The organism is Devosia psychrophila (assembly GCF_000971275.1).
Lineage (GTDB): Bacteria > Pseudomonadota > Alphaproteobacteria > Rhizobiales > Devosiaceae > Devosia > Devosia psychrophila.
Genome location: NZ_LAPV01000141.1, coordinates 27,095 through 50,624, shown reverse-complemented (window position 1 = coordinate 50,624; position 23,530 = coordinate 27,095). Strand labels below are relative to the sequence as shown.

The window sequence follows — 23,530 nt, the reverse complement described above, 5'->3', positions numbered from 1 at the left end:
CCAGATAAAACGGGACGCATCGTACTTTCGCCTCCCTCCCCCTTGAGCGGTGGGAATGAGGGAGGGGGTCCATCAGTGGGACACTGAACCACCCCCTCCCCGGCCCTCCCCTCAAGGGGGAGGGGGCGATAGTCCGAAAGACCTTAGCCGGCACCGAGGACCACCCATGGCCACCGCACAGACCCGTACGCTCTCGCGCATCATGATGGCCCCCGCCGTCATCGTGCTTCTGATCTGGATGATCGTGCCACTGGTCATGACCCTGTGGTTCTCCTTCCAGAACTACAGCCTGATCAACCCGATGATGACCGGCTTTGCCGGTTGGGCCAATTACCTCTACGTCATTGGCGACCCCAGCTTCACGCAGTCGCTGGTCAATACGCTGATCCTCGTCGGTGGCGTGCTGATCATCACCGTGGTGGGCGGCACATTCCTCGCGCTACTGCTCGATCAGCCGCTATGGGGTCAAGGCATCCTGCGCATCATCGTCATCTCGCCCTTTTTCGTCATGCCGCCGGTGGCCGCGCTGATCTGGAAGAACGGCTTCATGCACCCCGGTTACGGCATGCTGGGGCACCTGTGGAAATTCTTTGGCCTGCAGCCGGTCGACTGGTTCAACCAGTATCCGCTGTTCTCGGTCATCGTCATCGTCGCCTGGCAGTGGTTGCCGTTCGCAACACTGATCCTGCTGACCGCCCTGCAGTCGCTCTCCGAGGAGCAGCGCGAGGCCGCCGAGATGGATGGCGCCAACGCCATCAACCGTTTCTACTATATAATCCTGCCGCACATGGCCCGCTCGATCACCATCGTGATCCTGATCCAGACCATCTTCCTGCTCGGCATCTTCGCTGAAATCCGCGTCACCACCGGCGGCGGTCCGGGCTATGCCTCGACCAACATCGCCTTCCTGGTGTTCCGCACCGGCATCCTGTCCAACGACATCGGCGCCGGTTCCGCCGGTGGCATGGTGGCTGTCGTCATCGCCAACGTGGTCGCATTCTTCTTGATGCGCGCCGTCGGCAAGAACTTGGACGCTTGAGGAACCATCATGGCACGCAACGTCTCCGTCCAGACCAAGATTGGCTTCACCATCGCCGCATGGGCCATTGCTCTCCTGCTGTTCTCGCCCATCCTCTGGGTGGTTCTCACCGCTTTCAAAACCGAAGCCGAAGCCATCGCCAATACGCCGACCTTCTTGCCGCAGAATTTCACCCTCGAAAACTTTGGCGCCGTGCAGGACCGCTCGGATTATTTCAAGCACGCGTTCAATTCCATCGTGGTCTCGGTCGGCTCGACTCTGCTGGGCCTGCTGATCGGGATTCCCGCCGCCTGGGCCATGGCCTTCGCACCGACCAAGCGCACCAAGGACGTCTTGATGTGGATGCTTTCCACCAAGATGATGCCCGCCGTTGGCGTGCTGATCCCGATTTACCTGATCTTCCGAGACCTGCGCCTGCTCGATACCCTGCAGGGCCTGACCATCATCATGACGCTGATCAACCTGCCGATCATCATCTGGATGCTCTACACCTACTTCAAGGAAATCCCGATCGACATCCTCGAAGCCGCCCGCATGGATGGCGCCGAACTCTATAACGAGATCGTCCATGTCCTGATCCCGATGGCGCTGCCCGGCATCGCCTCGACGCTGCTGCTCAACGTCATCCTGGCCTGGAACGAGGCCTTCTGGACCATCACGCTGACCTCGGGCCGCGCCGGCACGCTGACCGCCTTCATCTCGTCTTTCTCATCTCCCCAGGGTCTGTTCCTCGCCAAGCTCTCGGCGGCATCCCTGCTGGCCATCGCGCCGATCCTGCTCATGGGCTGGTTCAGCCAAAAACAACTCGTCCGCGGCCTCACCTTCGGCGCTGTAAAGTAAGGACTACTGAAAATGGGCTCTATCTCTCTGCGCAACGTCAAGAAGTCCTTCGGCGACGTCCAAATCATTCCCGACATCAGCCTCGACATCAAGGAGGGCGAATTCGTCGTCTTCGTCGGCCCATCCGGTTGCGGCAAGTCGACCCTGCTGCGGCTGATTGCTGGGCTCGAAGACACCTCCAGCGGCACCATCCTGCTCGATGGCGAGGACATGACCAAGGCGCCACCCGCCCGTCGCGGCCTCGCCATGGTGTTCCAGTCCTACGCGCTCTATCCGCATATGACGGTACGCGACAACATCGCCTTTCCGCTGAAGATGGCCAAAGCTTCGAAAGAAGAGATCGACAGGAAGGTCGAATACGCCGCGCGCACGCTCAACCTTAGCTCCTATCTCGACCGTCGTCCCCGCGCCCTCTCCGGTGGTCAGCGCCAGCGCGTCGCCATCGGCCGCGCCATCGTCCGCGAGCCCAAGGCTTTCCTGTTCGACGAGCCGCTGTCCAACCTCGACGCAGCCCTGCGCGTCAACATGCGGCTCGAAATCACCGAACTGCACCAGCAGCTCAAGACCACGATGATCTACGTCACCCACGATCAGGTCGAAGCCATGACCATGGCCGACCGCATAGTAGTGCTCAATGCCGGCAACGTCGAACAGTTCGGCTCGCCACTCGATCTTTACAAGAAACCCGCCAACCGCTTCGTCGCCGGCTTCATCGGCAGTCCTAAAATGAACTTCGTCGATGGCCCGGAAGCGGCCAAGCACAATGCCCACTCGATCGGCGTCCGTCCCGAGCACTTCCTGCTCAGCCGCGAAAATATCCCCGGCACCTGGAAGGGCACCGTCGGCGTCGCGGAACAGCTCGGAAGCGACACCTTCCTTCACGTTCATGTCGACGGCCTCGGCCTGATGACCATCCGCACCGATGGCGACCAGACCTTCAGCCACGGCGACGACGTCTATCTGACGCCTGACGCCACCCGCATCTACCGCTTCGACGCCGCCGGCCTGGCTATCTGACCAGCCAGATTCGCAGTCGACACCTCCCCCTTGCGGGGAGGGATCAAGGGTGGGGGAGGAGAGCCACGATCTCTCGCCCTAAAACACCGCAACCTAGTCATATCCGGGGGGCCATGATGACCACCAAACTTTCCGCCGCCGCCCTACCCACCATCACCACCGCCGCCACCCCGGCCTATGATCGAGCCACCCTTACCGCAGGCATCGTGCATTTCGGTGTCGGCAATTTCCACCGCGCGCATCAGGCCGTCTATCTCGACGACCTGTTCGCCACCGGCTCCGATCATGATTGGGCGCTGGTCGGCGCCGGCGTGCGCGACGCCGACGAAGCCATGCGCCAAAAGCTCAAGGCGCAGGATTGGCTGACCACCGTGGTCGAGCAGGAAGACGACAGCAGCGCCGCCCGCATCACCGGCGCCATGGTGGATTATCTCAGGCCCGGCGAGGCGTCGGCCATCATCGACAAGCTCGCCGACCCCGCCATCCGCATCGTCTCGCTGACCATCACCGAGGGCGGTTACTACATCGACCCTGCCAGCCAGAAGTTCGATCCGGCCCACCCAGATATCGCCTATGACGCCGCCCACATCGACGCGCCCAAAACCACCTTCGGCCTGATCCTCGCCGGCCTGATCCGTCGCCGCGCCGAAGGCACCCAGCCTTTCACCGTAATGAGCTGCGACAACATTCCCGGCAACGGCCACGTCACCCAGAACGCCATCGTCGGCCTTGCGAAGCTCGTCGACCCATCCCTTGCCACCTGGGTCAAGGACACCGTCGCCTTCCCCAATGGCATGGTCGACCGCATCACCCCCGCCACCTCACCGCGCGAAATCGGCCTCCTCGCCGACAACTTCGGCATCGACGACGCCTGGCCGGTGTTCTGCGAAAATTTCAAACAATGGGTGCTCGAGGACAATTTCCCCGCCGGCCGCCCAGCGCTCGAAAAAGTCGGCGTCCAGTTCGTCGACGACGTCGCCCCCTACGAGCACATGAAGATCCGCATTCTCAACGGCGGCCACGCCACCATCGCCTACCCAGCAGGCCTGATGGACATCCACTTCGTCCACGAGGCGATGGAAAATGAACTGGTCTCGGCCTTTCTGACCAAGGTCGAACAGGACGAAATTATCCCCGTGGTGCCCCCAGTGCCCGAAACTGACCTCGGCGATTACTTCGCTCTCTGCCAGCGTCGTTTTGCCAATCCAAAAATCGGCGATACCATCCGCCGATTGGCCCTCGACGGCTCCAATCGGCAGCCCAAATTTATCATTCCGTCGGCTCTGGACCGCGTTCAACGTCAACAGTCTGTCAACGGATTGTCACTCGTAAGTGCCCTTTGGTGTCGCTATTGCTACGGCGAAACCGACTCAGGCGCCGTCATCGAGCCCAACGATCCAAGCTGGGCTCGCCTCACCGCCCAGGCCAAACTCGCCAAGTCCGACCCCAAAGCCTGGCTCGCCATGACCGAAATCTACGGCGACCTCGCCGCCAACCCAGCCTTCATCGCAGCCTTCACCAACGCCCTCACCACCCTGTGGGACATCGGCACCAAGGCAACCCTGGAGCGCTATCTCGCCGACCAGCTTTAGCCCCGTAGCCAACGCCCTCACCTTCCGCTACCTTCCCGCCCGAACCGAGAAGAAGGCGCTCTGGCGTGACGCAAAGCCTCCTGGTGGCAGTGGATGTGGGTACGGGGAGTGCCCGGGCCGGCGTGCTGACGGCGCAGGGAGCCTTGCTCGCCCGCGCCGAGCATCCCATCGTCATGAATCGCACCGACGCCAATCATGCCGAGCATGACAGCGCGCAGATTTGGCTGGCCGTCTGCATCGCCGTCCGTGAAGCCATGACCAAGGCCGGCGCCGATCCCCACCATGTCGTCGGCCTCAGTTTCGACGCCACCTGCTCCCTCGTCGTCCGAGACACCCACGGCCAGCCCGTCACCGTCTCGACCAATGGCCAGGACCGCTGGGACACCATTGTCTGGCTCGACCACCGCGCCCTCGCCGAAGCCGAGGAATGCACCTTCACCGGCCACGAAGTGCTGAAATATGCCGGCGGCGTCATGTCGCCCGAGATGGAAGCGCCCAAGCTGATGTGGCTCAAGCGGCACATGCCGCAGAGCTGGGCCCGCGCCGGCATGATGTTCGACCTCGCCGATTTCCTCTCATGGAAAGCCACCGGTTCCCAAGCCCGCAGCCAGTCCACCCTCACCTGCAAATGGACCTATCTGGCCCACGAAGAGCAAAAATGGCGGCATGATTTCCTGGCCCAGGTCGGCCTCGAAGACCTGCTGACCAAGGCCTCCCTGCCCGCCGAAGCCAGCCCGGTCGGCGCCGATCTTGGCCCGCTCAACCCCATTGCCGCTGCAGATCTCGGCCTCACCACTGCCTGCCACGTTGGCGCCGGGCTGATCGACGCCCACGCCGGCGCACTGGGCGTGCTTGGCGCCTTCACCCATGACGTCAATACCATCGACCGCCACCTCGCGCTGATCGCCGGCACCTCCAGCTGCGTCATGGCGCTCTCGGCCGAAGACCGCCCCACCAACGGCGTTTGGGGCCCATATTTTGGCGCCGTCCTGCCCGGCGTCTGGCTGAACGAAGGCGGCCAATCCGCCACCGGTGCCCTGCTCGATCACATCATCCGCTGGCATGGCGCGGGCGGCGAACCCTCGACCGACATGCACCACCGCATTGCCACCCGCATCATGAAACTGCGTCAGGCTGAGGGTCTCGCTCTCGCCAATCGCCTCCACGTCCTGCCCGACTTCCACGGCAACCGTTCGCCCCTGGGCGACCCGTTTGCCCTCGGCGTCATCTCCGGCCTGACGCTGGACAGCGACTTCGACAGCCTGTGCCGCCTGTACTGGCGCACTTCGGTTTCCATCGCCCTCGGCGTCCGCCACATCCTCGAAACGCTCAACACTCGCGGCTATGCCATCGACACACTGCATGTCACCGGCGGTCACACCAAAAATGCCGTGCTGATGGAGCTTTACGCCGACGCCACCGGTTGCACCGTCGTCGAATCCTCGGCCAAAGACGCGACCCTGCTCGGCATGGCCATGGTCGCCGCCACGGCCGCCGGCCTCTATCCAAGCCTCGACGCCGCCTGTGTCGCCATGCAGCAAGGCGGCACCGAACGCGCTCCAGACCCGGCCGCCCGGGCCCAGTTCGACAAGGATTATGCCATCTTCATAGAGATGCTGCGTCAACGTCAGGTGATCGACGCGATGGTGTGAACTGTCAGATGTGCCCTAGCCGGGAGGCGCGACACTCGCTAAGCTTCTATCCGGGAAGTCAAAATTCGTGGCCTGAAGCGAGCGACAACAACGCATGTCGATCAAAGCTGCCGTCTATCATCTGACGCACTATAAGTATGACCGTCCGGTCTATCTGCAGCCCCAGATCATCCGGCTGCAACCGGCGCCGCACTCCAAGACCAAGGTGCTGAGCTATTCGCTCAAGGTTTCGCCGTCGCTGCATTTCGTCAACGTGCAGCAGGATGCCTATGGCAATTTTCTGACGCGCTTCGTCTTTCCCGAGCCGGTGACCCAGCTCAAGATCGAAGTCGACCTCATCGCCGATATGACGATATACAATCCCTTCGATTTCTTCGTCGAAGAGAGCGCCGAGACCTGGCCGTTCGAGTATCCCGAGGATATTCGCCCCGATCTGTCGATCTATCGCCAGCCCGAACCGGTCGGACCGCTGCTGCAGCGCTTCCTCGATGGCATCGACAAGCGCCCGACCAACACGGTCAACTTCGTCAGCGCCATCAACGCCTCGATCCAGCAGCACATCGCCTATATCGTGCGCATGGAAACCGGCGTCTGGACACCCGAAGAAACCTTAGGCAATGCACGCGGTTCGTGCCGCGATTCAAGCTGGCTGCTGGTCCAGACCCTGCGCAATCTCGGCCTCGCCGCGCGTTTTGTGTCCGGCTACCTGATCCAGCTCAAGCCCGATCTGGTGTCGCTCGACGGCCCCGCAGGCACCGATCATGATTTTACCGATCTGCACGCCTGGTGCGAAGTCTACCTTCCCGGAGCCGGCTGGGTTGGCCTTGATCCGACCTCTGGCCTGCTGACCGGCGAAAGTCACGTTCCGTTAGCTGCAACGCCGCACTTTCGTAACGCCTCGCCAATTTCCGGCTTCGCGTCTTTCGCCGAAGTCGAGTTCGCCTTCGACATGCGCGTCACCCGCGTTGCCGAACACCCCCGCATCACCAAACCGTTCTCCGACGCCAGCTGGGACGAACTCAACGCTCTCGGCAAACAGGTCGACAAAGTCCTTGTCGACAACGACGTCCGCCTCACCATGGGCGGCGAGCCGACCTTCGTTTCCATCGACGACTTCGAAGCCGACGAGTGGAACACCGGCGCAGTCGGACCCACCAAGCGCGTCTTGGCCGATGACCTGATCCGCCGCCTGCGCACCCGCTTCGCACCCAACGGCATGCTGCATTATGGTCAGGGGAAGTGGTACCCCGGCGAAAGCCTGCCGCGCTGGACTTTCTCGCTGTTCTGGCGCCTCGACGGCAAGCCGGTGTGGAGCGACGAAAAGCTCATCGCCCGAGAAGGCGTCAAGACTACCGCAACCCACGAGGATGCCCGCAAATTCCTCGCTAGCTTCGCGCGCAATCTTGGCCTAACCGGCGAGACCATTGCCGAAGCCTATGAGGACCCCGGCGAGTGGCTGCTCAAGGAAGCCAACCTGCCGGAAAACGTCGATCCCGCCAATTCCGAACTGGCCGATCCCGAAGCCCGCTCCCGCATCGCCAAGGTGTTCGAGCGCGGCCTCACCAATCCCACCGGCTATGTTTTGCCCGTGCAGCGATGGAACGCCGCTGCGTCAAGCCCGTGGCTGACCGAGACGTGGAAGACCCGCCGCGGCAAGCTGTTCCTCGCCCCCGGCGACAGCCCGGCCGGTTATCGCTTGCCGCTCAGCTCGCTTAAACATCTCAAGCCAAACGAATATCCCCACGTCGTGGCGCAGGACCCAGGCGCCCCGCGCGGCCCCCTGCCCGATCCGGTGGAAATCCTGTCGCGCCAGAAAACCGGGCTTGAGGCCGATCCGCGCGCTCAAACTACCTCGTCTTTCACCGCCGCCAGCGAGCAGCAAGACCGCACCGAGCAGGAAATCAGCGAGATCGAAGGCGAAGTCCGCACCGCCGTTACCGCCGAAATCCGCGACCATCGCCTGTGCATTTTCCTGCCGCCGGTCGAAAAACTCGAAGACTATCTCGAACTCGTCGCCGCCACAGAAGCCGCTGCCAGGGAAATCGGCCAGCCGGTGCATCTGGAAGGTTATTCGCCGCCGCACGATCCGCGCCTCAACGTTATCCGCGTTGCGCCAGATCCCGGGGTCATCGAGGTCAATATCCATCCGGCATCGAGCTGGGACGACTGCGTCGCCACCACCAGCGCCATCTATGAAGAGGCCCGCCAGAGCCGTCTCGGCGCCGACAAATTCATGATCGACGGCCGTCACACCGGCACCGGCGGCGGCAACCACGTCGTAGTTGGTGGCGCCACGCCACATGACAGTCCCTTCCTGCGCAGGCCGGATTTGCTCAAGTCTTTGGTGCTGCATTGGCAGCGTCATCCGTCGATGAGCTACCTGTTCTCGGGCCTTTTCATCGGACCCACCAGCCAGGCGCCACGCTTCGACGAGGCCCGTCACGACAGCCTCTACGAACTCGAAATCGCCATGGCGCAGGTGCCCAACCCCGCCTCGGGCGAGCCAGCGCCATCGCCTTGGCTGGTCGATCGCCTGTTCCGTAATCTGCTCGTCGATGTCACCGGCAATACGCATCGCTCGGAAATCTGCATCGACAAAATGTTTTCGCCCGATGGCCCTACCGGCCGGCTTGGCCTTGTCGAATTCCGCGGCTTCGAAATGCCGCCAAATGCCCGCATGTCGCTGGCCCAGCAGGTGCTGATCCGCGCGCTGATCGCCCGCTACTGGGCCGACCCGGCCGATGGCTCGTTCGCCCGCTGGGGCACCACGCTGCATGATCGCTTCATGCTGCCTCACTACGTCTGGCAGGATTTCCTCGATATCATCGCCGACCTCGATCGGCACGGTTTCAAGCTCGATCCGGCCTGGTTTGCCGCTCAGCTCGAATTCCGCTTCCCGTTTTGCGGCGAAGTCGAATACGAGGGCGTCCACCTCGAACTGCGCCAGGCGCTCGAGCCCTGGCATGTCATGGGCGAACAGGGTGCCATCGGCGGCACGGTCCGCTTCGTCGACAGTTCGGTCGAACGCCTGCAGGTCAAGCTCGAAGGCATCAATCCCGAGCGCTACGCCCTCACCTGCAACCAGCGCCCGGTGCCTTTGCGCAAGACCGATACGGCCGGCACCGCGGTTGCAGGCGTCCGTTACAAGGCTTGGCAACCCGCCTCGGGCCTGCACCCAACGCTGCCAGTCAACACGCCGCTGGTGTTCGATATCTATGATCGCTGGACCCAGCGCCCGGTCGGCGGTTGCGTCTATCACGTCGCCCATCCGGGCGGCCGCAGCTACGATACTTTCCCCGTCAATGGCAATGAGGCCGAGGCACGCCGCCTTGCGCGTTTCGTGCCGCAGAATTACACGACCGGTGGTTATGCCCTGCGCGAGGAAAAGCCTGCGGACGAATTCCCGCTAACGCTTGACCTGCGACGGCCGCCACGCTTCTGGTAGCGCATGGAAATGCGGAATCAAAAGTCTCGCGGCAAGCCTCCGGCCGGCCCCAGCATTATTGCTGACTACCGGCTGCAGCCTGGTGTCCCCGATGAGATGATCGACCCGGACGGGAACATCCGCCCGGGCTGGTCTCAGCTCATGGCCGCATTCGACAAGCTCGGCCCAGCCGAACTGGCAGCCCGCTTCGAGCGGGCCGACCAGTACCTGCGCGATGCCGGTGTGTTCTACCGCAAATATGACGGCGCTGAAGGCAAGGAGCGGGCCTGGCCACTTGCCCATGTGCCGCTGCTGATCGAAGAGGCCGACTGGTCCCGCATCAGCGCCGGGCTGGTTCAACGGTCCGAGCTGCTCGAAACCGTGATCGCCGATATTTACGGCGACAATACACTGGTTCAGCAGGGCCTGCTGCCCCCCGAACTCGTCGCGCGCAACGGCGAATTCCTGCGTCCGCTGGTTGGCGTCAAACCCGTTAGCGGCCATTATTTGCATTTTTGCGCTTTCGAACTGGGCCGCGGCCCCGATGGCGCCTGGTGGGTACTGGGCGACCGTGCCCAAGCCCCCTCCGGCGCCGGCTTCGCGCTGGAAAACCGCGTCGCTACCACGCGTGCGCTCAGCGATATCTACTCGGACATGAACGTCCAGCGCCTCGCCGGTTTCTTCCGCGATTTCCGCGATAAGCTGTTCGATGACGCCAAGCGCGATGGCGGCCGCGTCGGCATTTTGACGCCCGGCCAGCTCAACGAAACCTATTTTGAACACGCCTATATTGCCCGTTATCTTGGCCTGATGCTGCTTGAGGGCGAAGACCTGATCGTCGAAGACGGCAAGGTCATGGTGCGTACCGTCGCTGGTCCCAAACCGGTCAGCGTGCTGTGGCGTCGTGTCGATGCCAGCTTCGTCGATCCGCTCGAACTGCGTTACGATAGTCGCATCGGGACGCCCGGCATGGTCGAAGCACTGCGTCACGGCTCGATCTCGATGATTAACGCGCTCGGCACCGGCATCCTCGAAACCCGTGCCCTTGCCGCCTTCATGCCGCGCCTTGCCCAGAAATTGCTTGGGGGCAAACTACTGCTGCCGGAAATCGCCACGTGGTGGTGCGGCCAGGCTGGCGAGCAAAAACATGTGCTCGATAACTTCGATAACCTGCTGATCGGCCCGGCCTTTTCGACCAGCCTGCCATTCGATGATTTGCGCGGCACGGCGCTGGGCTCGTCTATTCCGTCCGACCAGAAAGCCGCCTTGCTCGACCGCATTCGGGCCAGTGGCGCCGACTATGTCGGCCAAGAGCCGGTGCGCCTGTCCACTGCGCCGGTCTATGTCGATGGCAAGCTGCAGCCGCGCCCCATCACGCTGCGCGTTTATGCTGCGCGCACCGCCCAGGGCTGGACTATCATGCCCGGCGGCTTTGCCCGCGTCGGCTCCAGCCAGGATACCAGCGCCATCGCCATGCAGCGCGGCGGTCAGGCGGCAGACGTCTGGGTGCTGTCATCCAAGCCGGTCGAGCGCGTCTCGCTGCTGCCGCAGGATGGCCAGAAGCTGGTGCGCAATGCACCGGGAAGCCTGCCCAGCCGCGCCGCCGATAACCTGATCTGGCTCGGGCGTTACGCCGAACGCTGCGAGGCGACGGTTCGCATCCTGCGCGCCTACAACGCCCGCCTGGCAGAGCTCAGCAAAGCCGACCTGCCCATTCTCACGCACTGCGCGGCGTTCCTCGACAGCATCGATGTCGATGCCAGTGAGCCCATGCCGCAGGGCCTGCTCGCCTCCATCGACAGCGCCGTGCACAGCGCCGGCCAGATCCGCGACCGCTTTTCGCCCGATGGCTGGCTGGCGCTAAACGACCTGCAAAAGACCGCCCAGCGTTTTGCGACCAAGGTGCGGTCGGGCGACGACGCCACCCGCTCGATGACCGTGCTGCTGCGCAAACTGGCCGGCTTTTCCGGCCTCGTGCATGAAAACATGTATCGCTTTGCCGGCTGGCGGTTTCTCGAACTCGGTCGTCGCCTTGAGCGCGCCATCCAGATTGCCCGGATTCTGAGCCACCTGACCGGCAAGGACGCACCGGACGGCTCGCTCGAAATGCTGCTCGAAATTGGCGATAGCGTCATGTCGCACCGGCGCCGTTATTCGGTGAGCGCCGGCACGCAAAGCGCCATCGACCTGCTGGCGCTCGACCCCCTCAATCCGCGCTCGGTGCTGTTCCAGATAGCCGAACTACGTGCGCAGATCGAGATGCTTCCGGGGGGCATCGATGACGGACAACTCTCATCAGCCGCCAAGGCCGCCTTGCAGATCGAGACCGACTTGCGGATCGCCGATCCGGCCGACATGACCCCCCAACGTCTCGACAAAATGGCCGCCGACATCGGCATGCTGGCCAGCCTCGTTGCCGCGGCCTACTTCGTGTGACGACCATGCTCTATGATGTACGCCTCGCGCTGCACTATGACTACGATGCTACCGTGCATGGCGGCCGCCACCTCATTCGCGTGGCGCCGATCAGCGTGCCTGGCGTACAGCGCGTCGTAGCCTCCGGTCTTTCCTTTGAGCCACGCCCGCAGCGCGAAAGCACCTTTACCGATTTCTTCGGCAACTCGGTCACCACGCTTACCTATGTGATGCCGCATGACCATCTCGATATTCGCCTGACCGCGCGCGTCCAGGTAGAAGACAACATTCCACCGGCCGACCTGTCGCCATCCCGCGAGGTCCTGCGCCAGGAAATATCGCGCCACTGGTCGGTCGAGCCCGATAGCCCGCATCATTTCCTCTCCTCTTCGCCGCGCGTGCGACTGGTGGCGGCAATCACCCAATACGGGGAAGATGTCACCGCCGGAACGCCCTCGGTCATGGCGGCGGCAACCGCACTCTGCATGGCCATCCATCGCGATTTTGCCTATGACTCCAAGGCCACCGATGTCGAGACCAAGCCGGCCGAGGCTTTTGCCTTGCGCAAGGGGGTCTGCCAGGATTTTGCTCACGTGATGATCGCAGGGCTCCGCGGCATCGGCATTCCGGCCGGATACGTATCGGGCTTCCTGCGCACTACGCCTCCCGCGGGTAAGCCGCGGCTTGAAGGCGCCGATGCCATGCATGCCTGGGTCCGCGCTTGGTGCGGCCAGCATGTCGGCTGGATCGAATTCGACCCGACCAACGCGATGATTGCTGGACCCGATCATATCTCAATCGGGCATGGTCGCGACTATGCCGACATATCGCCCATCGTCGGCGTGCTCAAGACGCACGGCTCGCACGAAACCACCCAGTCGGTAGACGTAATTCGGGTCGAGTAGCTCCATCGATCTGATTCAATCGGCTCGCGGAACCAATATTGATCGCCCCCCGTTACTCGGCCACGCGCAATATTTGCGGGGGAGGAGATGGTTATGAGCACCATGGAGATCAAGGCACTAGAGAATGCGGGTCGTGACACCATGGTATGGACCGAAGGCTATGATGAGGAAACCCATTACAGCACCATGTTCAAGGCTCTTGCCCCTGCTTTCTTGATCCTGACAATTGTCGCCGGACTTCTACTCGCTGTTCTCTAGAAACCTTCAAAGCGTCACAAAAACAATAGGAGAGCTACCATGGGCTTGGGTACAATTCTCGTTATCGTTCTCATTCTTCTGCTAGTCGGCGCTCTACCCAGTTGGGGCTATTCGCGCGGCTTCGGCTACGGTCCTTCCGGAATCCTAGGTGTTGTTCTGGTGATTATCCTAATCCTCGTCTTGATGGGACGCATCTAGATACCCAGTAAATAAAACAGGCGCAGCCAGTCTCTGGTTCTCACTTCATGAGAAGCGCCCGCGGGTCGAAAGTCGCCCCCCTTTCACCCGCCCCTTGCCACCCCGATGCGCTTCGTGTGCATTGGGGTGTCTTCTTTTCCGCGAACGGAACCCCTTGGTTTTCAGGGCGTTCCATCCCTACAACAACAGGAGCGTCACATGGCAACCACTTCCGATCTGGCACCAGAACGTAAACCAGCTGCTGCCCGCGCAAGCCGGGCGAGCGCCAAGGTTCGCGAGGCCCAGCTCGAAGATCAAGTTTCCCAGCTGCAGAGCGATCTCAAGGCCATCGCCGCAACCCTGGCCCGCTTGAGCAATGACAAGGTCAACGAGGTCAAGGCTGTTGCCAAGAGCGAGGCCAGTCACTTGCAGCGGCAGGCCGAGCACGTCGTAGAAGACGTACAAGAAAAGGCCAGCGACATCGAGCAGCAGCTCAAGGCCACCATCAGGGAAAAGCCTCTGACGGCGGTCGCCAGCGCAATCGGCATCGGCTTCGTACTCGCCCTTCTGTCGCGACACTAAGTGCCATGAACCTTCTGGTTCCATTAGCAGCCCTGCTCGGCATTGAGTTCGACTCAATAACCGAGCGGGTGCGCAATGCCGTAATCCTCAATGCGGTGATCGTTGCTTTCGCAGCGGTTGGAGCGTTTTTCCTCGTCGCAGCGGGCTTTTTCGCATTATCCGATGTGCTTGGGGTCATTTATGCTGCGTTGATCTTTGCCGCTGGGTTTCTTGTGCTAGCGCTGGCCGTCTATCTTGGCAGCCTGATCGGCAAGGGGCGGCACAAGCGAGAAGTTGCTGAAAAGCGTAGGTCCAGCGAGACCAGCGCTTTCGTGACGACGGCAGCAATTACCGCGCTGCCCGTGCTGCTCAGGTCTCCACTGCTGCGAACGCTGGGTATTCCGGCGGCGGCCTTGGCTGCTTTCCTGCTGGTCCGTGGTGGCAGCGACAAGACCGAACAATAGCGAAAAGGCCGCCGAAAGGCGGCCTTAAATCTGTTCCGCCGGTAACGGCATCCACACACTCGCCACCACGCCATCCGGCTCGAAATTGAGCTGCACTTCGCTATCCAACACCTTCGCGAGGCTACGCTGGATCAGGCGCGTTCCCAATCCATACTCATCCGGCTTTTGCACCAGTGGGCCGCCTTTTTCGCGCCAGGTCAGCGACAAGCCACGCACGGGGGTGTCCCTGATTTCCCAGTCAATGTTTACGATGCCCCGATCGCTCGACCAAGCGCCGAATCGATGCGCGTTGGTGGTCAGCTCGTGCAAGATCAGGCCAAGACCTACTGCATGATCGGCCGGCAGCATGACATCATCGCCGCTAACCTCGGCCCGGTCTGGCGTGGTACGGAACTGGGGTCCGAGTTGCGAGCCAATTACTTCGAACAGTTGCACGCCAGTCCAATCTCGATCGGCCAGCAGTACATGTGCATCTGAAATCGTGCGCAACCTGCCCGAAAAAGCCTCGATGAAGTCTTTCGGATCCGGGTTTTGCCGGATGGTTTGGCGGGCCACTGACTGGATCATCGCCAGAGTATTTTTCACCCGGTGATTGAGCTCGCGCAACAGCAGCCGGGTATGCTCCGCCGTCTGTTTGCTCTCCGAAATGTCGATACTGGCGCCCATCATCACCAGCGCCTTTCCGTCGGCATCGCGCTGATAAACCCGGCCGCGCATGGTCAGCCAACGCCCGGTATTGGCCGCTCGCGTCTCGGTACTGAAATCGACGCCATCGCTAAAGCTGGCATCAATGCCCGCCTGCACTGTAGAGCGATCACTCTCATGGGTTGCTGCCAACACGTCGGCGATACGGATCGTGTCTACCTCTGGCAGGTCGTACATGCGACGGAACATGTCGTTGCAGGTTACCTCGCCGGTTTGGACATCCCAGACCCAGCTGCCAACCTTGCCTGCTTCCAGCGTCAGGGCGTGGCGCCACTCTTCCCGTAGCAAAGCCGCCGCCGTGCGTGCTCTCACTCGGGCTTCATTCTTCAGTTCGAACAGACTGGAGGCTAGCGCCGCCAGATCGATCAATTGTTCGCGCGCCTCATTCGTAAGCGCTGCTCGAGGCTTGGTATCGATGACGCAGACGGACCCGACCTTTTGTCCGGCAACCTTGATACTGGCACCAGCATAAAAGCGGATATGCGGCCAACCCGTTACAAAGGCGTGGTTAAAGAAGCGGGAATCCTTCTCCGCATCGAGCACCACCAGGGTGTCATCATCGCTTTCTAAAGCCAGAGTATATGCGCAGAAGGACATGTCGGTAGCGGTTTCAGTCATATCTACGCCGTAGCGGGCGCGGAACCACTGCCGATCGTTACCGACCAACGATATCAAGGATACTTCTGAGCCGAATATATGGGCAGCGATGCGACCAAGGCGGTCGAAGTCGGCATCGGGCCCGCTGTCCAGGGTCTCAAGTGCAGCAATAGCCGCCAGCCGCGCCGGATCGTCCAAAACCTTCCGCACATCTGCTGGAAGGGGAAGGCCTGAATCGCTCACTTCTGGTCCTAACGCTACACTGCACGGGCGGCATTCAACCTGCCGACTGGTTGTGTCTAACGCCAGAGGTTATATTCGGTTCCAAAAATTCTATCTCTATGCATTCTCCGAGCTTTTTGGCAGCACGACCTTCAAGCCGCCCGGATGCACCTTCAGCACAACCGAACGATCGAGGTTGATCAACTCGCCGTCGATCACCGCCTGTGCGCCGTGCTTTCGCTTTGGAAAATGTAGGGTAACTTCCGCTACCTCCTCCTCCGAAACCATCGGACTGTCGCGCCAGCTACCGAGGAGAACATCTATGGCCAGCCTCAGCAGGGCCGTCGTCGAAAGCGGAGCGGCGACATAGACGCCGAGAATGCCCGCATGCAGGCCGTCGGCATGAATTTGTCGATCGCCCAATGGATTGTTGGAAATGGTGATGCCCGAGACCCGCCTCCGCTCGATTCCATTGCTAGTGTGCAGTTCCGCCTCGAACTGGGGCGGATTGAGTGCAGCGGCCCCGATGGCACGCAAACTTGCCAGCATTTTGCCGATCCGGCTGCCATAGGTCATGTTCTCGCGAATGCGGACCAGCCGCGCATGGATGCCCACGCTGAACTGATGCACGAATGTCCGCTGGTTTGCAGTTGCAATATCTACGGCGTTAACCCCGCCGTCGGCAATTCGCTCAAGTGCTTCCGTTAATTCCAGCGGCACCTTCAGCGCCCGCGCAAAGAGGTTCATCGTGCCGGCCGGCAACACTGCCAACGGTCTCCCCGTCTCAAACGAAATACCTGCGGCGGTCGAGATGGTGCCGTCCCCGCCGCCGGCTAACACCGCATGCACGCCCTCCTCCTGCGCGGCCTTGCGCAGAGCGGTTCCCACGTCGCTGCCAGCAACAATTCGGCAATCGAGTTCGTGCCCGTGCCGCTCAAATATCCCGCGCGCCGTGACGCAGAACCCGCCCAGGTCCATGGTTCGCAGCGTGCCACCATCGCTATTCAGTATCGCAATGAAGCGCATTCGTGCCCCTCGATGTTTAGTGTCAGCTGGCGGTTGAAACGGTTTCGATGTTCGGCATAGGTACGCTGACACTCAGGCCGCCTTCAGGCCGTCGCTCATAGTACGGGGCGCCCCCGAACTGGTTGGCCAGTTGGGCAATAATGACCGACCCAAGACCGCCCTCGCCCAGTGATTGCCCGTCTGGCGGTCCAACGCCGTCATCGACGACTCTGAGCACCGGCACGCCGTTGGGATCGGGCTTGAGTGAGACCGCGATTGCGCCGGCGCGGCCATCGGGAAAACCGTGCTTGAGCGCATTGGTAACCAGTTCGGCCGCCAGGATGCCGATCGTCGTGGCATCGCGCGCGCCGACCACTATCGGATCGAATTCGCCCGTAATGTTGACCGCTGTGGGGTCGCCGGCAGTCTTGGCGATATCTTCCAACACGGCCTCTAAAAACTCATCTGCACTTGCGGTTTCGAGGTCGTGACCAAGCCTGAGCCGGCGGTGCGCGGAGGCAACCGCGTGAACCCGCGACCGTGCCGATTCAAGCGCCACGCGCACTTCCTCCGACTTGGTTCGGAGCAATTGCAGCCCGAGCAGTGACGATACTGTTGCGAGGGAATTGCCGATGCGGTGACTGGCATCCTGCAGCAACGCCTCGACACGCTGTCGCTCTTGCTCAGCGTGAATTCGGGCCTCGTCCAACGCCTGCGTGCGTTCGATCACATGAGCCTCCAGCATCTCGTTTTCGCTGTGCAGTTGGTCCTTGCTGAGTACCAGTGCGCTGACTTGCCTCTGCGTCCGCGCAAACAGCGCGTAGGCGAGAATTACCGCGCTCGCCAAAGCCGTGATGATTGCGCCCACCAACCAGCGCCGGGATTGATCAATTTGCTCGTTGCGATCGAAAAGCTTAGCGTTTTCCTCGTCGATGAACTGCTGGAGCGCAACCTGCAGGCTACCCATCAGCCGTTCGCCGACGCCGGCTGCAATAAGTCGGCGCGCGTCTGCCGTTCGATCGTCCTGCACCAGTTTTACACTGCGCTCCATCTCGTCCGACTTGTCGACGGTTTCCACAGCGATAGCGCGGATACGCGCGGCCTGCAGCGGGTCATCCGTGGTAAGACCAGTCAAAGCAAGCAATCGGGTGCCGATTGAGGATGACGACTGATGGTAGTCTTCGAGGTAGCTATCGTCGCGCGTCAGCACGTAGCCGCGTTGGGCGCTCTCGGCGCCGGTCAGGGTGATCGTGAGTTCGCGCGCCTGATTTCGTACGTCATAGGTATGCAGGACGTCGCCGATCTGCCGGTCGATGCCCTGCACCAGGATCAGCGCCGCCACGGCTGCCAGCAGCACTAGGCCCAAGGACATCAGCACTGCGGCATTGTGCGCCACGCGCCACTCGGCCTGTGTCATCCCCTTTAGCCTGCCGATCCCATCCATAATGTTCATCGTCGTCATCCAGATGCGGGCCGCGTTTCACCACACGGGTCCGGTCTGCCTGTGCGCAATGGCATATTTGAGGCCCGGCACCCAATCATATCAAAGGCCGCTTCCGCTCCAACGGGCCTTCCCACTCCGCGGCCTGCATCAGCCCCTCGACATCGAGGACCTCGCAGGAGCGATCTAGCCAGCGAATGAGTTTTCGATCTGCCAGTTTACGCAATGTCTTGTTTGTATGGACGATCGACAGGCCCAGCGTGTCGGCTACATGCATTTGCGTGATCGGCAGATACAGAGCGTTTGCCCCACTAAGCCCAACGGACGCTGCTCGCTGGTAGAGAAACGCAATGAGATAGGCAGCCCGTTCGACGGCATTGCGCCGCCCAAGGCTCAATAGATGGTCGTCAAGCATCCGCTCTTCCTGAGCTGCCAGCCAGGTAATGTCGAAGGCCAGCCCTGGATGGTTACTGAAAAGTTCAGTCAGCCGATTTCGCTGGAACACGCAAAGGACCAAGGGAGACAAAGCCTCAACCGAGTGTTGCATCTCGCCAATTATGGAGCCCTGGAGGCCGACAAGATCGCCGGGCAGCATGTAATTGAGAATTTGACGACGTCCATCCGGCAACGTCTTGTAGCGAAAGGCCCAGCCTGACAGCAGCGTATAGAGGTGTACGCTGTTATTGCCTTCTGCCAGAAGCGTTGTACCGGTCTCGGCCACCAGCTCGCCTGTTTTGAACGACGAAACAAATCGAAGTTCCTGGCTTTCAAAGGCCCTGAAGCTCGGCATGGCCCGCAGAGGACACTGCTCGCATGGCACCCTTCGTCCAGAACTTGGCAGCACAAGGCTCAAGGATCACCATAAGACGCTAAAACAGGCAACAGCCAAACGCAGTGGTTTCGCCGCCGTTCCCGCACATGTCAAACTTAAATGACAACTTCGGCCACCGGGTCCATCAGGGACTTAACAACGCGCTCGGGAAGAACCATGCTCAGAGGTAGTCCAGTCCTCATTGTCGAGGAAGAATTTTTAATCGCTCTAGACATTCAGCAGATGCTGGAGGCTCTCGGCGTGGGGCAGACCCTGTTTGCGCGTAATGCGAGCGAGGCCCGGCAACTGCGTCAGCATTGGCCTGATCTGGCATTAGCGATCATAGAGCTAAGACTAGATCATTCCCACAATCAGCAATTGCCAACAGAACTAAGTGCCGCCGGTGTTCCGCTGGTAATTACCACTGGCGATATCGGCCTATCGCGCAACATAACCAGCGCTGTGCCGATCCTCGTCAAACCAATCCCAGAGGAGACAATGGCAAGCGCCATAGCACGGGCGCTTGCCATTAATCCCTAAAAGCTGTGATTGGACGTGGTCACCTGGGCCGAAACAGCGTCGGGACCATAGTCAGCCTCACCCGTGATCTTGAGAATATCCTGAAGGCGAGTGCGTGCCCGGCTGACGCGACTCTTCATCGTACCGACTGCACAATCGCATATCGCCGCAGCTTCCTCATAGGAAAAGCCGGAGGCTCCAATAAGGATGACGGCTTCACGCTGATCATCCGGCAGTTGCGACAGCGCCTTCTTGAAATCCTGCATATCCATCGAGCCATACTGGGCCGGATGCACTGAAAGACGCTCGGTAAATGCGCCATCGCTGTCCTGCACCTCGCGGCCCCGCTTGCGCATCTGGCTGTAGAATTCGTTGCGCAGGATAGTGAAAAGCCACGCCTTGATATTGGTACCCATTTCGAAGCTGGTCTGCTTAGCCCAGGCTTTCATGACGGTGTCTTGTACCAAGTCATCTGCCTTGTCGTGCTTGCCGGTCAGGGAGACCGCAAAAGCGCGCAGGCTGGGAAGCGTTGCAAGCATCTCGCGCTTGAAGGTGGGGGGTTCGCCACTCATGTGTTTACTCCCCATCACGAGGGGAATTCTTGGATTTGTGCGCCTGCTCGGCACTATCCAGCTTTTCCAGCAGGTCGAGCAACTGCTCCGGCACACCTTCGTCTTGCACGGCTCCGTAGAGTGCGCGCAGTCGATTGCCGATATCCGTATTCGGACCGAGCCCATCTTCCGCCCGCCCCGCCTGCGTACGCATACGTTGCTGGGTCACCAGTTTGTCCTTCATGACGCTATTTGCCGTCGAAATTGAGATTGCCCACATTCGTGGACATAATGCACACTGTCAAAAAAAGTTCCTGACCGTCAGGAACTTTCTTTCACCAGCGACCGTTTCCGAGGTTCGTGCTATCACGAGCCTTAAGCGTCACTGGGAGTTCAGACTAATGACTTTGTCCACGCGGATTGCTCCGCACCTGCCGTATCTACGGCGGTTTTCGCGCGCCGTCACGGGGTCGCAGACATCTGGCGACGCGTATGTGGCCGCCACTTTGGAAGCCCTCATTGCGGACATTTCTCTGTTCCCCGAAGCGTCCAACGATCGCATTGCGCTGTACAAGCTGTTCTCAGCGCTGTTCTCGTCCTCGGCCGTCAAAGTCCCTGAGCCGACTTCAACCTTTGCTTGGGAGAAGCGGGCGTCGAGCAATCTTGCCAATCTGGCGCCACGCCCCCGCCAGGCGTTCCTGCTTGTTGCTGTAGAAGGTTTTACCCATCCGCAGGCCGCTGAGATCCTATCGGTGTCCGATAGCGAATTCGCCTCCCTGCTCGATGAAGCGTCGATTGAAATCTCGCGTCAGGTGGCGACAGAGATCATGATTATCGAAGACGAGCCCCTGATCGCCATGGATATCGAGCAGCTTGTGGAAAGCCTCGGCCATAAGGTCGTCAGCGTTGCACGGACGCACAAGGAAGCCGTCAACCTGTTTAACCAGACCAATCCACGGATGATTCTGGCCGATATCCAACTTGCCGATGGCAGCTCTGGCATCGACGCGGTAAACGACATCCTGAACCACCATTCGGTGCCGGTGATTTTCATCACCGCGTTCCCGGAACGCCTGCTGACCGGCGAGCGTCCCGAGCCCACTTTCCTCGTAACCAAGCCGTTCAACCCCGACATGGTAAAGGCGCTGATCAGCCAGGCGTTGTTCTTCGACGAAGGCTCCCGCGCCGCTGCCTGATTTCGCCAATGCATTCGAACTGCCGACAAGGCCGGGGTTTTCCCGGCCTTTTTTCTTGCCTTACAGGAACTGGCACCCTCGCGGCCCGTTGCGTATCCATCGTTATACGAGGGAGAGACATGCTCTACTAGCGCCTGTTCCTCATAACTCTCCTAGCGGGAGTGTCATGGAATAACAGGCGCCTCGGCTGATATTGCACAGGTCTCGTTGTCCTGTTTCTGGCTTTGTTGTCATTTCACTACTTGCCGGTTTCTTCCGGCGCACATGAAAATTTTTCTCTCCTAGCCGGATAGCATCGTGGCTTCGTCATAGGCGAAGCCGTCCAGCCTGGCGACATTTGTGAGTTCCCGCTATGCCGCCCCCAGCGCTCAATCAACAGTCGAACATGAGGTTGCGCGCCTTGTCAGCTGGTTTGCGCGAACAAGGCATCTGCATCCTGCACCAGGATCGCCATTACCACTTCGATCTAGCCGAGAACCTTCCCGAGAGCTGGCCGCAAGACATACTGGGCTTAGCCGAGTCAGCCGCTTTCCCTCCCGACATTGCCAGCACCTACCGCGCGAACACCGAGCAGGCGCGCCGCAGTGGCGCCGAGCAGAATTTTCATTTCGATATTGGCGAAGGGCTCCGGCGACGGGTATTCGAGGTGCGCCTGCAGCCTGACGTGGACGGCGTCCTGGGTATCATAGCCGACGTCACAGAAAGCCGAGCTCGCGAACAGGCTATGTCGGCCTTGCTGCGCGAAGTCAGCCACCGCTCGAAAAACCTTCTCGCCATCGTGCAGTCCGTCGCAATGCAGACAGCTCATCACAGCTCAACAATCAAAGGCTTTCTCGACAAGTTTCGCGGTCGGCTGCACGCTCTGTCGAGCACGCAGGATCTCGTCACCGAGAGTAACTGGCGCGGCACTTATCTCCACACGCTGATAACGGCGCAGCTCACCCGGGTCGGCTCCAACCGGCTGGCCCAAGTGCGCATCACTGGCGAAAACCCGCTGTTGGGGCCGAACGCCTCCCTGCACATCGGCTTGGCCATTCACGAACTGGGCGCCAATGCCGTGCTACATGGCGCCTTGGCGGACAATGCGCCGGGGCACGTCTGGGTCGATGCCACGCTGGTCGATCATTCAGGGCAGGAAGCCGATCTGGTGATCGAGTGGCAGGAGGCTGGCATCGAAAGTGGCGATGCGCTGCGACAGCCGCACTTCGGTACTTTAGTGCTGGAACGCATCGTGCCGCTGTCGGTTGGCGGCAGTGCCCAGTTTCTCATCGAGCCCGACAGCGTGCGCTACCGCCTGGTGGTGCCGGCCGATCAGTTCGAAATCTGAGCCGGCAGCATGGAATCAATCCGTCCGGTCCAGTGATAAACCGCAAGCCCGATCCATTCTTTCAGCGCGATGCTGCTGATATCGAGACTATTTATCGGGTTCGCGAAATCCATACCGAACCCCTCCTGACCGGCGCTGCGATAATCGGTTGGCCATGGCACTACGTCGAGACCAACGCGGCGGAACAGGCCCACTGAGCGCGGCATGTGAAAGGCGGAAGTGACCAACATTGCAGTGCCACCCGTATCGCCTAGCAGTGACGCCGTCAGGTCGGCATTCTCATCGGTGTTGCGGGACTGGTCTTCGAGCACCATACGCTCGGGGGCAATGCCCATCGCCAGAAAGAACCGCTCCGCGGTCGCAGCCTCCGCCTCGCCAGGGTCAAGCATGCCTGCGCCACCAGAAAACACAATCCGCGCTTCCGGATAACGCCGGGCCAGCACCACGGCTTCGGTCAGCCGATCACCGGCTTCGTTAAGTTCGGCAACGCCGCGCGCTGTGCTGACGCGCGCCAGCGTAGCCCCGCCCAGCACTATAATCGCGTCCACCCTGGATGGCATGGTCACCGGGCGCGTAAAGCGGTTCTCCAACGGACCGATGATCAGCGCACCAAACGTCGTGAATCCGCACAGCACCAACACGAATAGCGCCGCGCCATTGGCCGCGAGCCCAAGCCGTTTCCGCCCCAAAGCTAGCAAGACGATTCCCGCCAGCACCAGAAGCGTGACCATGCTTAGCGGTTGGACGACCACCCAGAAAATCTTGGCCAGAAAGTAGAACAATTGCCACTCCACGCGATCGCGTGCCGATAT

General features: G+C 60.9%; 22 protein-coding genes. 15 read left to right on the top strand and 7 right to left on the bottom strand.

The features are described from left to right. Positions 1 to 166 precede the first annotated feature (166 nt). From WH91_RS15340 to WH91_RS15295, 12 genes are all read left to right on the top strand, one after another. Positions 167 to 1,039, top strand: a complete 873-nt coding sequence (locus tag WH91_RS15340) for a carbohydrate ABC transporter permease (RefSeq protein ID WP_046171883.1) — start codon at positions 167 to 169, stop codon at positions 1,037 to 1,039. A 9-nt stretch (positions 1,040 to 1,048) separates the two neighbouring features. After that, on the top strand, positions 1,049 to 1,879 hold the full coding sequence (locus WH91_RS15335; RefSeq protein ID WP_046171882.1) for a carbohydrate ABC transporter permease: 831 nt from the start codon (positions 1,049 to 1,051) through the stop codon (positions 1,877 to 1,879). Positions 1,880 to 1,891: 12 nt separating this feature from the next. Continuing rightward, positions 1,892 to 2,896, top strand: coding sequence for an ABC transporter ATP-binding protein (locus WH91_RS15330; protein ID WP_046171881.1), 1,005 nt, complete (start codon positions 1,892 to 1,894; stop codon positions 2,894 to 2,896). 116 nt (positions 2,897 to 3,012) lie between these two features. Beyond that, the gene (locus tag WH91_RS15325; RefSeq protein ID WP_046171954.1) at positions 3,013 to 4,488 is read left to right on the top strand and encodes a mannitol dehydrogenase family protein; all 1,476 of its coding nucleotides are present in this window, start codon (positions 3,013 to 3,015) and stop codon (positions 4,486 to 4,488) included. Between the two features lie 65 nt (positions 4,489 to 4,553). Next, positions 4,554 to 6,140: an FGGY-family carbohydrate kinase gene (locus WH91_RS15320; RefSeq protein WP_046171880.1), complete on the top strand. Its 1,587-nt coding sequence runs from the start codon at positions 4,554 to 4,556 to the stop codon at positions 6,138 to 6,140. A 94-nt stretch (positions 6,141 to 6,234) separates the two neighbouring features. After that, positions 6,235 to 9,585 carry a transglutaminase family protein gene (locus WH91_RS15315; protein WP_046171879.1) on the top strand — a complete coding sequence of 1,117 codons (3,351 nt, stop codon included), beginning with the start codon at positions 6,235 to 6,237 and terminating at the stop codon, positions 9,583 to 9,585. A 9-nt stretch (positions 9,586 to 9,594) separates the two neighbouring features. Then, a complete protein-coding gene (locus WH91_RS15310; protein WP_143078058.1) occupies positions 9,595 to 12,000 on the top strand; it encodes a circularly permuted type 2 ATP-grasp protein in 2,406 nt (801 codons plus the stop codon). A gap of 5 nt (positions 12,001 to 12,005) precedes the next feature. Then, positions 12,006 to 12,884, top strand: a complete 879-nt coding sequence (locus tag WH91_RS15305) for a transglutaminase family protein (RefSeq protein ID WP_046171953.1) — start codon at positions 12,006 to 12,008, stop codon at positions 12,882 to 12,884. Positions 12,885 to 12,977: 93 nt separating this feature from the next. Beyond that, positions 12,978 to 13,142 carry a hypothetical protein gene (locus WH91_RS24715; RefSeq protein ID WP_158409579.1) on the top strand — a complete coding sequence of 55 codons (165 nt, stop codon included), beginning with the start codon at positions 12,978 to 12,980 and terminating at the stop codon, positions 13,140 to 13,142. 39 nt (positions 13,143 to 13,181) lie between these two features. Then, on the top strand, positions 13,182 to 13,340 hold the full coding sequence (locus WH91_RS23605) for a DUF3309 family protein (RefSeq protein WP_074797343.1): 159 nt from the start codon (positions 13,182 to 13,184) through the stop codon (positions 13,338 to 13,340). Positions 13,341 to 13,538: 198 nt separating this feature from the next. Continuing rightward, complete coding sequence (locus WH91_RS15300) at positions 13,539 to 13,901, top strand: ElaB/YgaM/YqjD family protein (protein ID WP_046171877.1); 363 nt, start codon at positions 13,539 to 13,541, stop codon at positions 13,899 to 13,901. Between the two features lie 5 nt (positions 13,902 to 13,906). Beyond that, positions 13,907 to 14,344 (top strand): hypothetical protein, encoded by a 438-nt coding sequence (locus WH91_RS15295; RefSeq protein WP_052952870.1) that lies wholly within the window; start codon positions 13,907 to 13,909, stop codon positions 14,342 to 14,344. A 24-nt stretch (positions 14,345 to 14,368) separates the two neighbouring features. On the opposite strand, the gene WH91_RS15290 is transcribed toward WH91_RS15295, so the two are convergent. The 4 genes from WH91_RS15290 to WH91_RS15275 form a co-directional block, all read right to left on the bottom strand. Further along, positions 14,369 to 15,889, bottom strand: coding sequence for a sensor histidine kinase (locus WH91_RS15290; protein WP_046171876.1), 1,521 nt, complete (start codon positions 15,887 to 15,889; stop codon positions 14,369 to 14,371). A gap of 96 nt (positions 15,890 to 15,985) precedes the next feature. After that, positions 15,986 to 16,894, bottom strand: a complete 909-nt coding sequence (locus WH91_RS15285; protein ID WP_046171875.1) for a diacylglycerol/lipid kinase family protein — start codon at positions 16,892 to 16,894, stop codon at positions 15,986 to 15,988. A gap of 22 nt (positions 16,895 to 16,916) precedes the next feature. Then, a complete protein-coding gene (locus tag WH91_RS15280; protein ID WP_052952868.1) occupies positions 16,917 to 18,326 on the bottom strand; it encodes a sensor histidine kinase in 1,410 nt (469 codons plus the stop codon). Positions 18,327 to 18,411: 85 nt separating this feature from the next. Further along, a complete protein-coding gene (locus tag WH91_RS15275) occupies positions 18,412 to 19,167 on the bottom strand; it encodes a Crp/Fnr family transcriptional regulator (protein ID WP_046171874.1) in 756 nt (251 codons plus the stop codon). A gap of 135 nt (positions 19,168 to 19,302) precedes the next feature. On the opposite strand from WH91_RS15275, the gene WH91_RS15270 reads away from it, so the two are divergent. Beyond that, on the top strand, positions 19,303 to 19,665 hold the full coding sequence (locus WH91_RS15270) for a response regulator (RefSeq protein WP_046171873.1): 363 nt from the start codon (positions 19,303 to 19,305) through the stop codon (positions 19,663 to 19,665). Here the strand turns inward: WH91_RS15270 and WH91_RS15265 are convergent. Both WH91_RS15265 and WH91_RS15260 read right to left on the bottom strand, forming a co-directional pair. Further along, positions 19,662 to 20,216 (bottom strand): RNA polymerase sigma factor, encoded by a 555-nt coding sequence (locus tag WH91_RS15265; RefSeq protein ID WP_046171872.1) that lies wholly within the window; start codon positions 20,214 to 20,216, stop codon positions 19,662 to 19,664. The two genes, WH91_RS15270 and WH91_RS15265, sit on opposite strands and share 4 nt — an antisense overlap. 4 nt (positions 20,217 to 20,220) lie before the next feature. Next, entirely contained in the window at positions 20,221 to 20,424 is a 204-nt protein-coding gene (locus tag WH91_RS15260; protein ID WP_425285334.1) for a NepR family anti-sigma factor, read from the bottom strand. Positions 20,425 to 20,596: 172 nt separating this feature from the next. On the opposite strand from WH91_RS15260, the gene WH91_RS15255 reads away from it, so the two are divergent. Both WH91_RS15255 and WH91_RS15250 read left to right on the top strand, forming a co-directional pair. Continuing rightward, positions 20,597 to 21,391, top strand: coding sequence for a response regulator (locus WH91_RS15255; protein WP_046171871.1), 795 nt, complete (start codon positions 20,597 to 20,599; stop codon positions 21,389 to 21,391). Positions 21,392 to 21,791: 400 nt separating this feature from the next. Continuing rightward, positions 21,792 to 22,718: a sensor histidine kinase gene (locus tag WH91_RS15250; protein ID WP_158409578.1), complete on the top strand. Its 927-nt coding sequence runs from the start codon at positions 21,792 to 21,794 to the stop codon at positions 22,716 to 22,718. Here the strand turns inward: WH91_RS15250 and WH91_RS15245 are convergent. Continuing rightward, a complete protein-coding gene (locus WH91_RS15245; RefSeq protein ID WP_046171869.1) occupies positions 22,703 to 23,500 on the bottom strand; it encodes a YdcF family protein in 798 nt (265 codons plus the stop codon). The two genes, WH91_RS15250 and WH91_RS15245, sit on opposite strands and share 16 nt — an antisense overlap. Between the last annotated feature and the right edge of the window lie 30 nt (positions 23,501 to 23,530).

Excerpts from the sequence above, each read along its gene's own strand:
- WH91_RS15300 (WP_046171877.1), top strand. The coding sequence starts at position 13,539 with ATGGCAACCACTTCCGATCTGGCACCAGAACGTAAACCAGCTGCTGCC.
- WH91_RS15295 (WP_052952870.1), top strand. The coding sequence starts at position 13,907 with ATGAACCTTCTGGTTCCATTAGCAGCCCTGCTCGGCATTGAGTTCGAC.
- WH91_RS15280 (WP_052952868.1), bottom strand. The coding sequence starts at position 18,326 with ATGAACATTATGGATGGGATCGGCAGGCTAAAGGGGATGACACAGGCC.
- WH91_RS15335 (WP_046171882.1), top strand. The coding sequence starts at position 1,049 with ATGGCACGCAACGTCTCCGTCCAGACCAAGATTGGCTTCACCATCGCC.
- WH91_RS23605 (WP_074797343.1), top strand. The coding sequence starts at position 13,182 with ATGGGCTTGGGTACAATTCTCGTTATCGTTCTCATTCTTCTGCTAGTC.
- WH91_RS15340 (WP_046171883.1), top strand. The coding sequence starts at position 167 with ATGGCCACCGCACAGACCCGTACGCTCTCGCGCATCATGATGGCCCCC.
- WH91_RS15330 (WP_046171881.1), top strand. The coding sequence starts at position 1,892 with ATGGGCTCTATCTCTCTGCGCAACGTCAAGAAGTCCTTCGGCGACGTC.
- WH91_RS24715 (WP_158409579.1), top strand. The coding sequence starts at position 12,978 with ATGAGCACCATGGAGATCAAGGCACTAGAGAATGCGGGTCGTGACACC.
- WH91_RS15270 (WP_046171873.1), top strand. The coding sequence starts at position 19,303 with ATGCTCAGAGGTAGTCCAGTCCTCATTGTCGAGGAAGAATTTTTAATC.
- WH91_RS15315 (WP_046171879.1), top strand. The coding sequence starts at position 6,235 with ATGTCGATCAAAGCTGCCGTCTATCATCTGACGCACTATAAGTATGAC.
- WH91_RS15285 (WP_046171875.1), bottom strand. The coding sequence starts at position 16,894 with ATGCGCTTCATTGCGATACTGAATAGCGATGGTGGCACGCTGCGAACC.
- WH91_RS15310 (WP_143078058.1), top strand. The coding sequence starts at position 9,595 with ATGCGGAATCAAAAGTCTCGCGGCAAGCCTCCGGCCGGCCCCAGCATT.
- WH91_RS15325 (WP_046171954.1), top strand. The coding sequence starts at position 3,013 with ATGACCACCAAACTTTCCGCCGCCGCCCTACCCACCATCACCACCGCC.
- WH91_RS15305 (WP_046171953.1), top strand. The coding sequence starts at position 12,006 with ATGCTCTATGATGTACGCCTCGCGCTGCACTATGACTACGATGCTACC.
- WH91_RS15255 (WP_046171871.1), top strand. The coding sequence starts at position 20,597 with ATGACTTTGTCCACGCGGATTGCTCCGCACCTGCCGTATCTACGGCGG.
- WH91_RS15265 (WP_046171872.1), bottom strand. The coding sequence starts at position 20,216 with ATGAGTGGCGAACCCCCCACCTTCAAGCGCGAGATGCTTGCAACGCTT.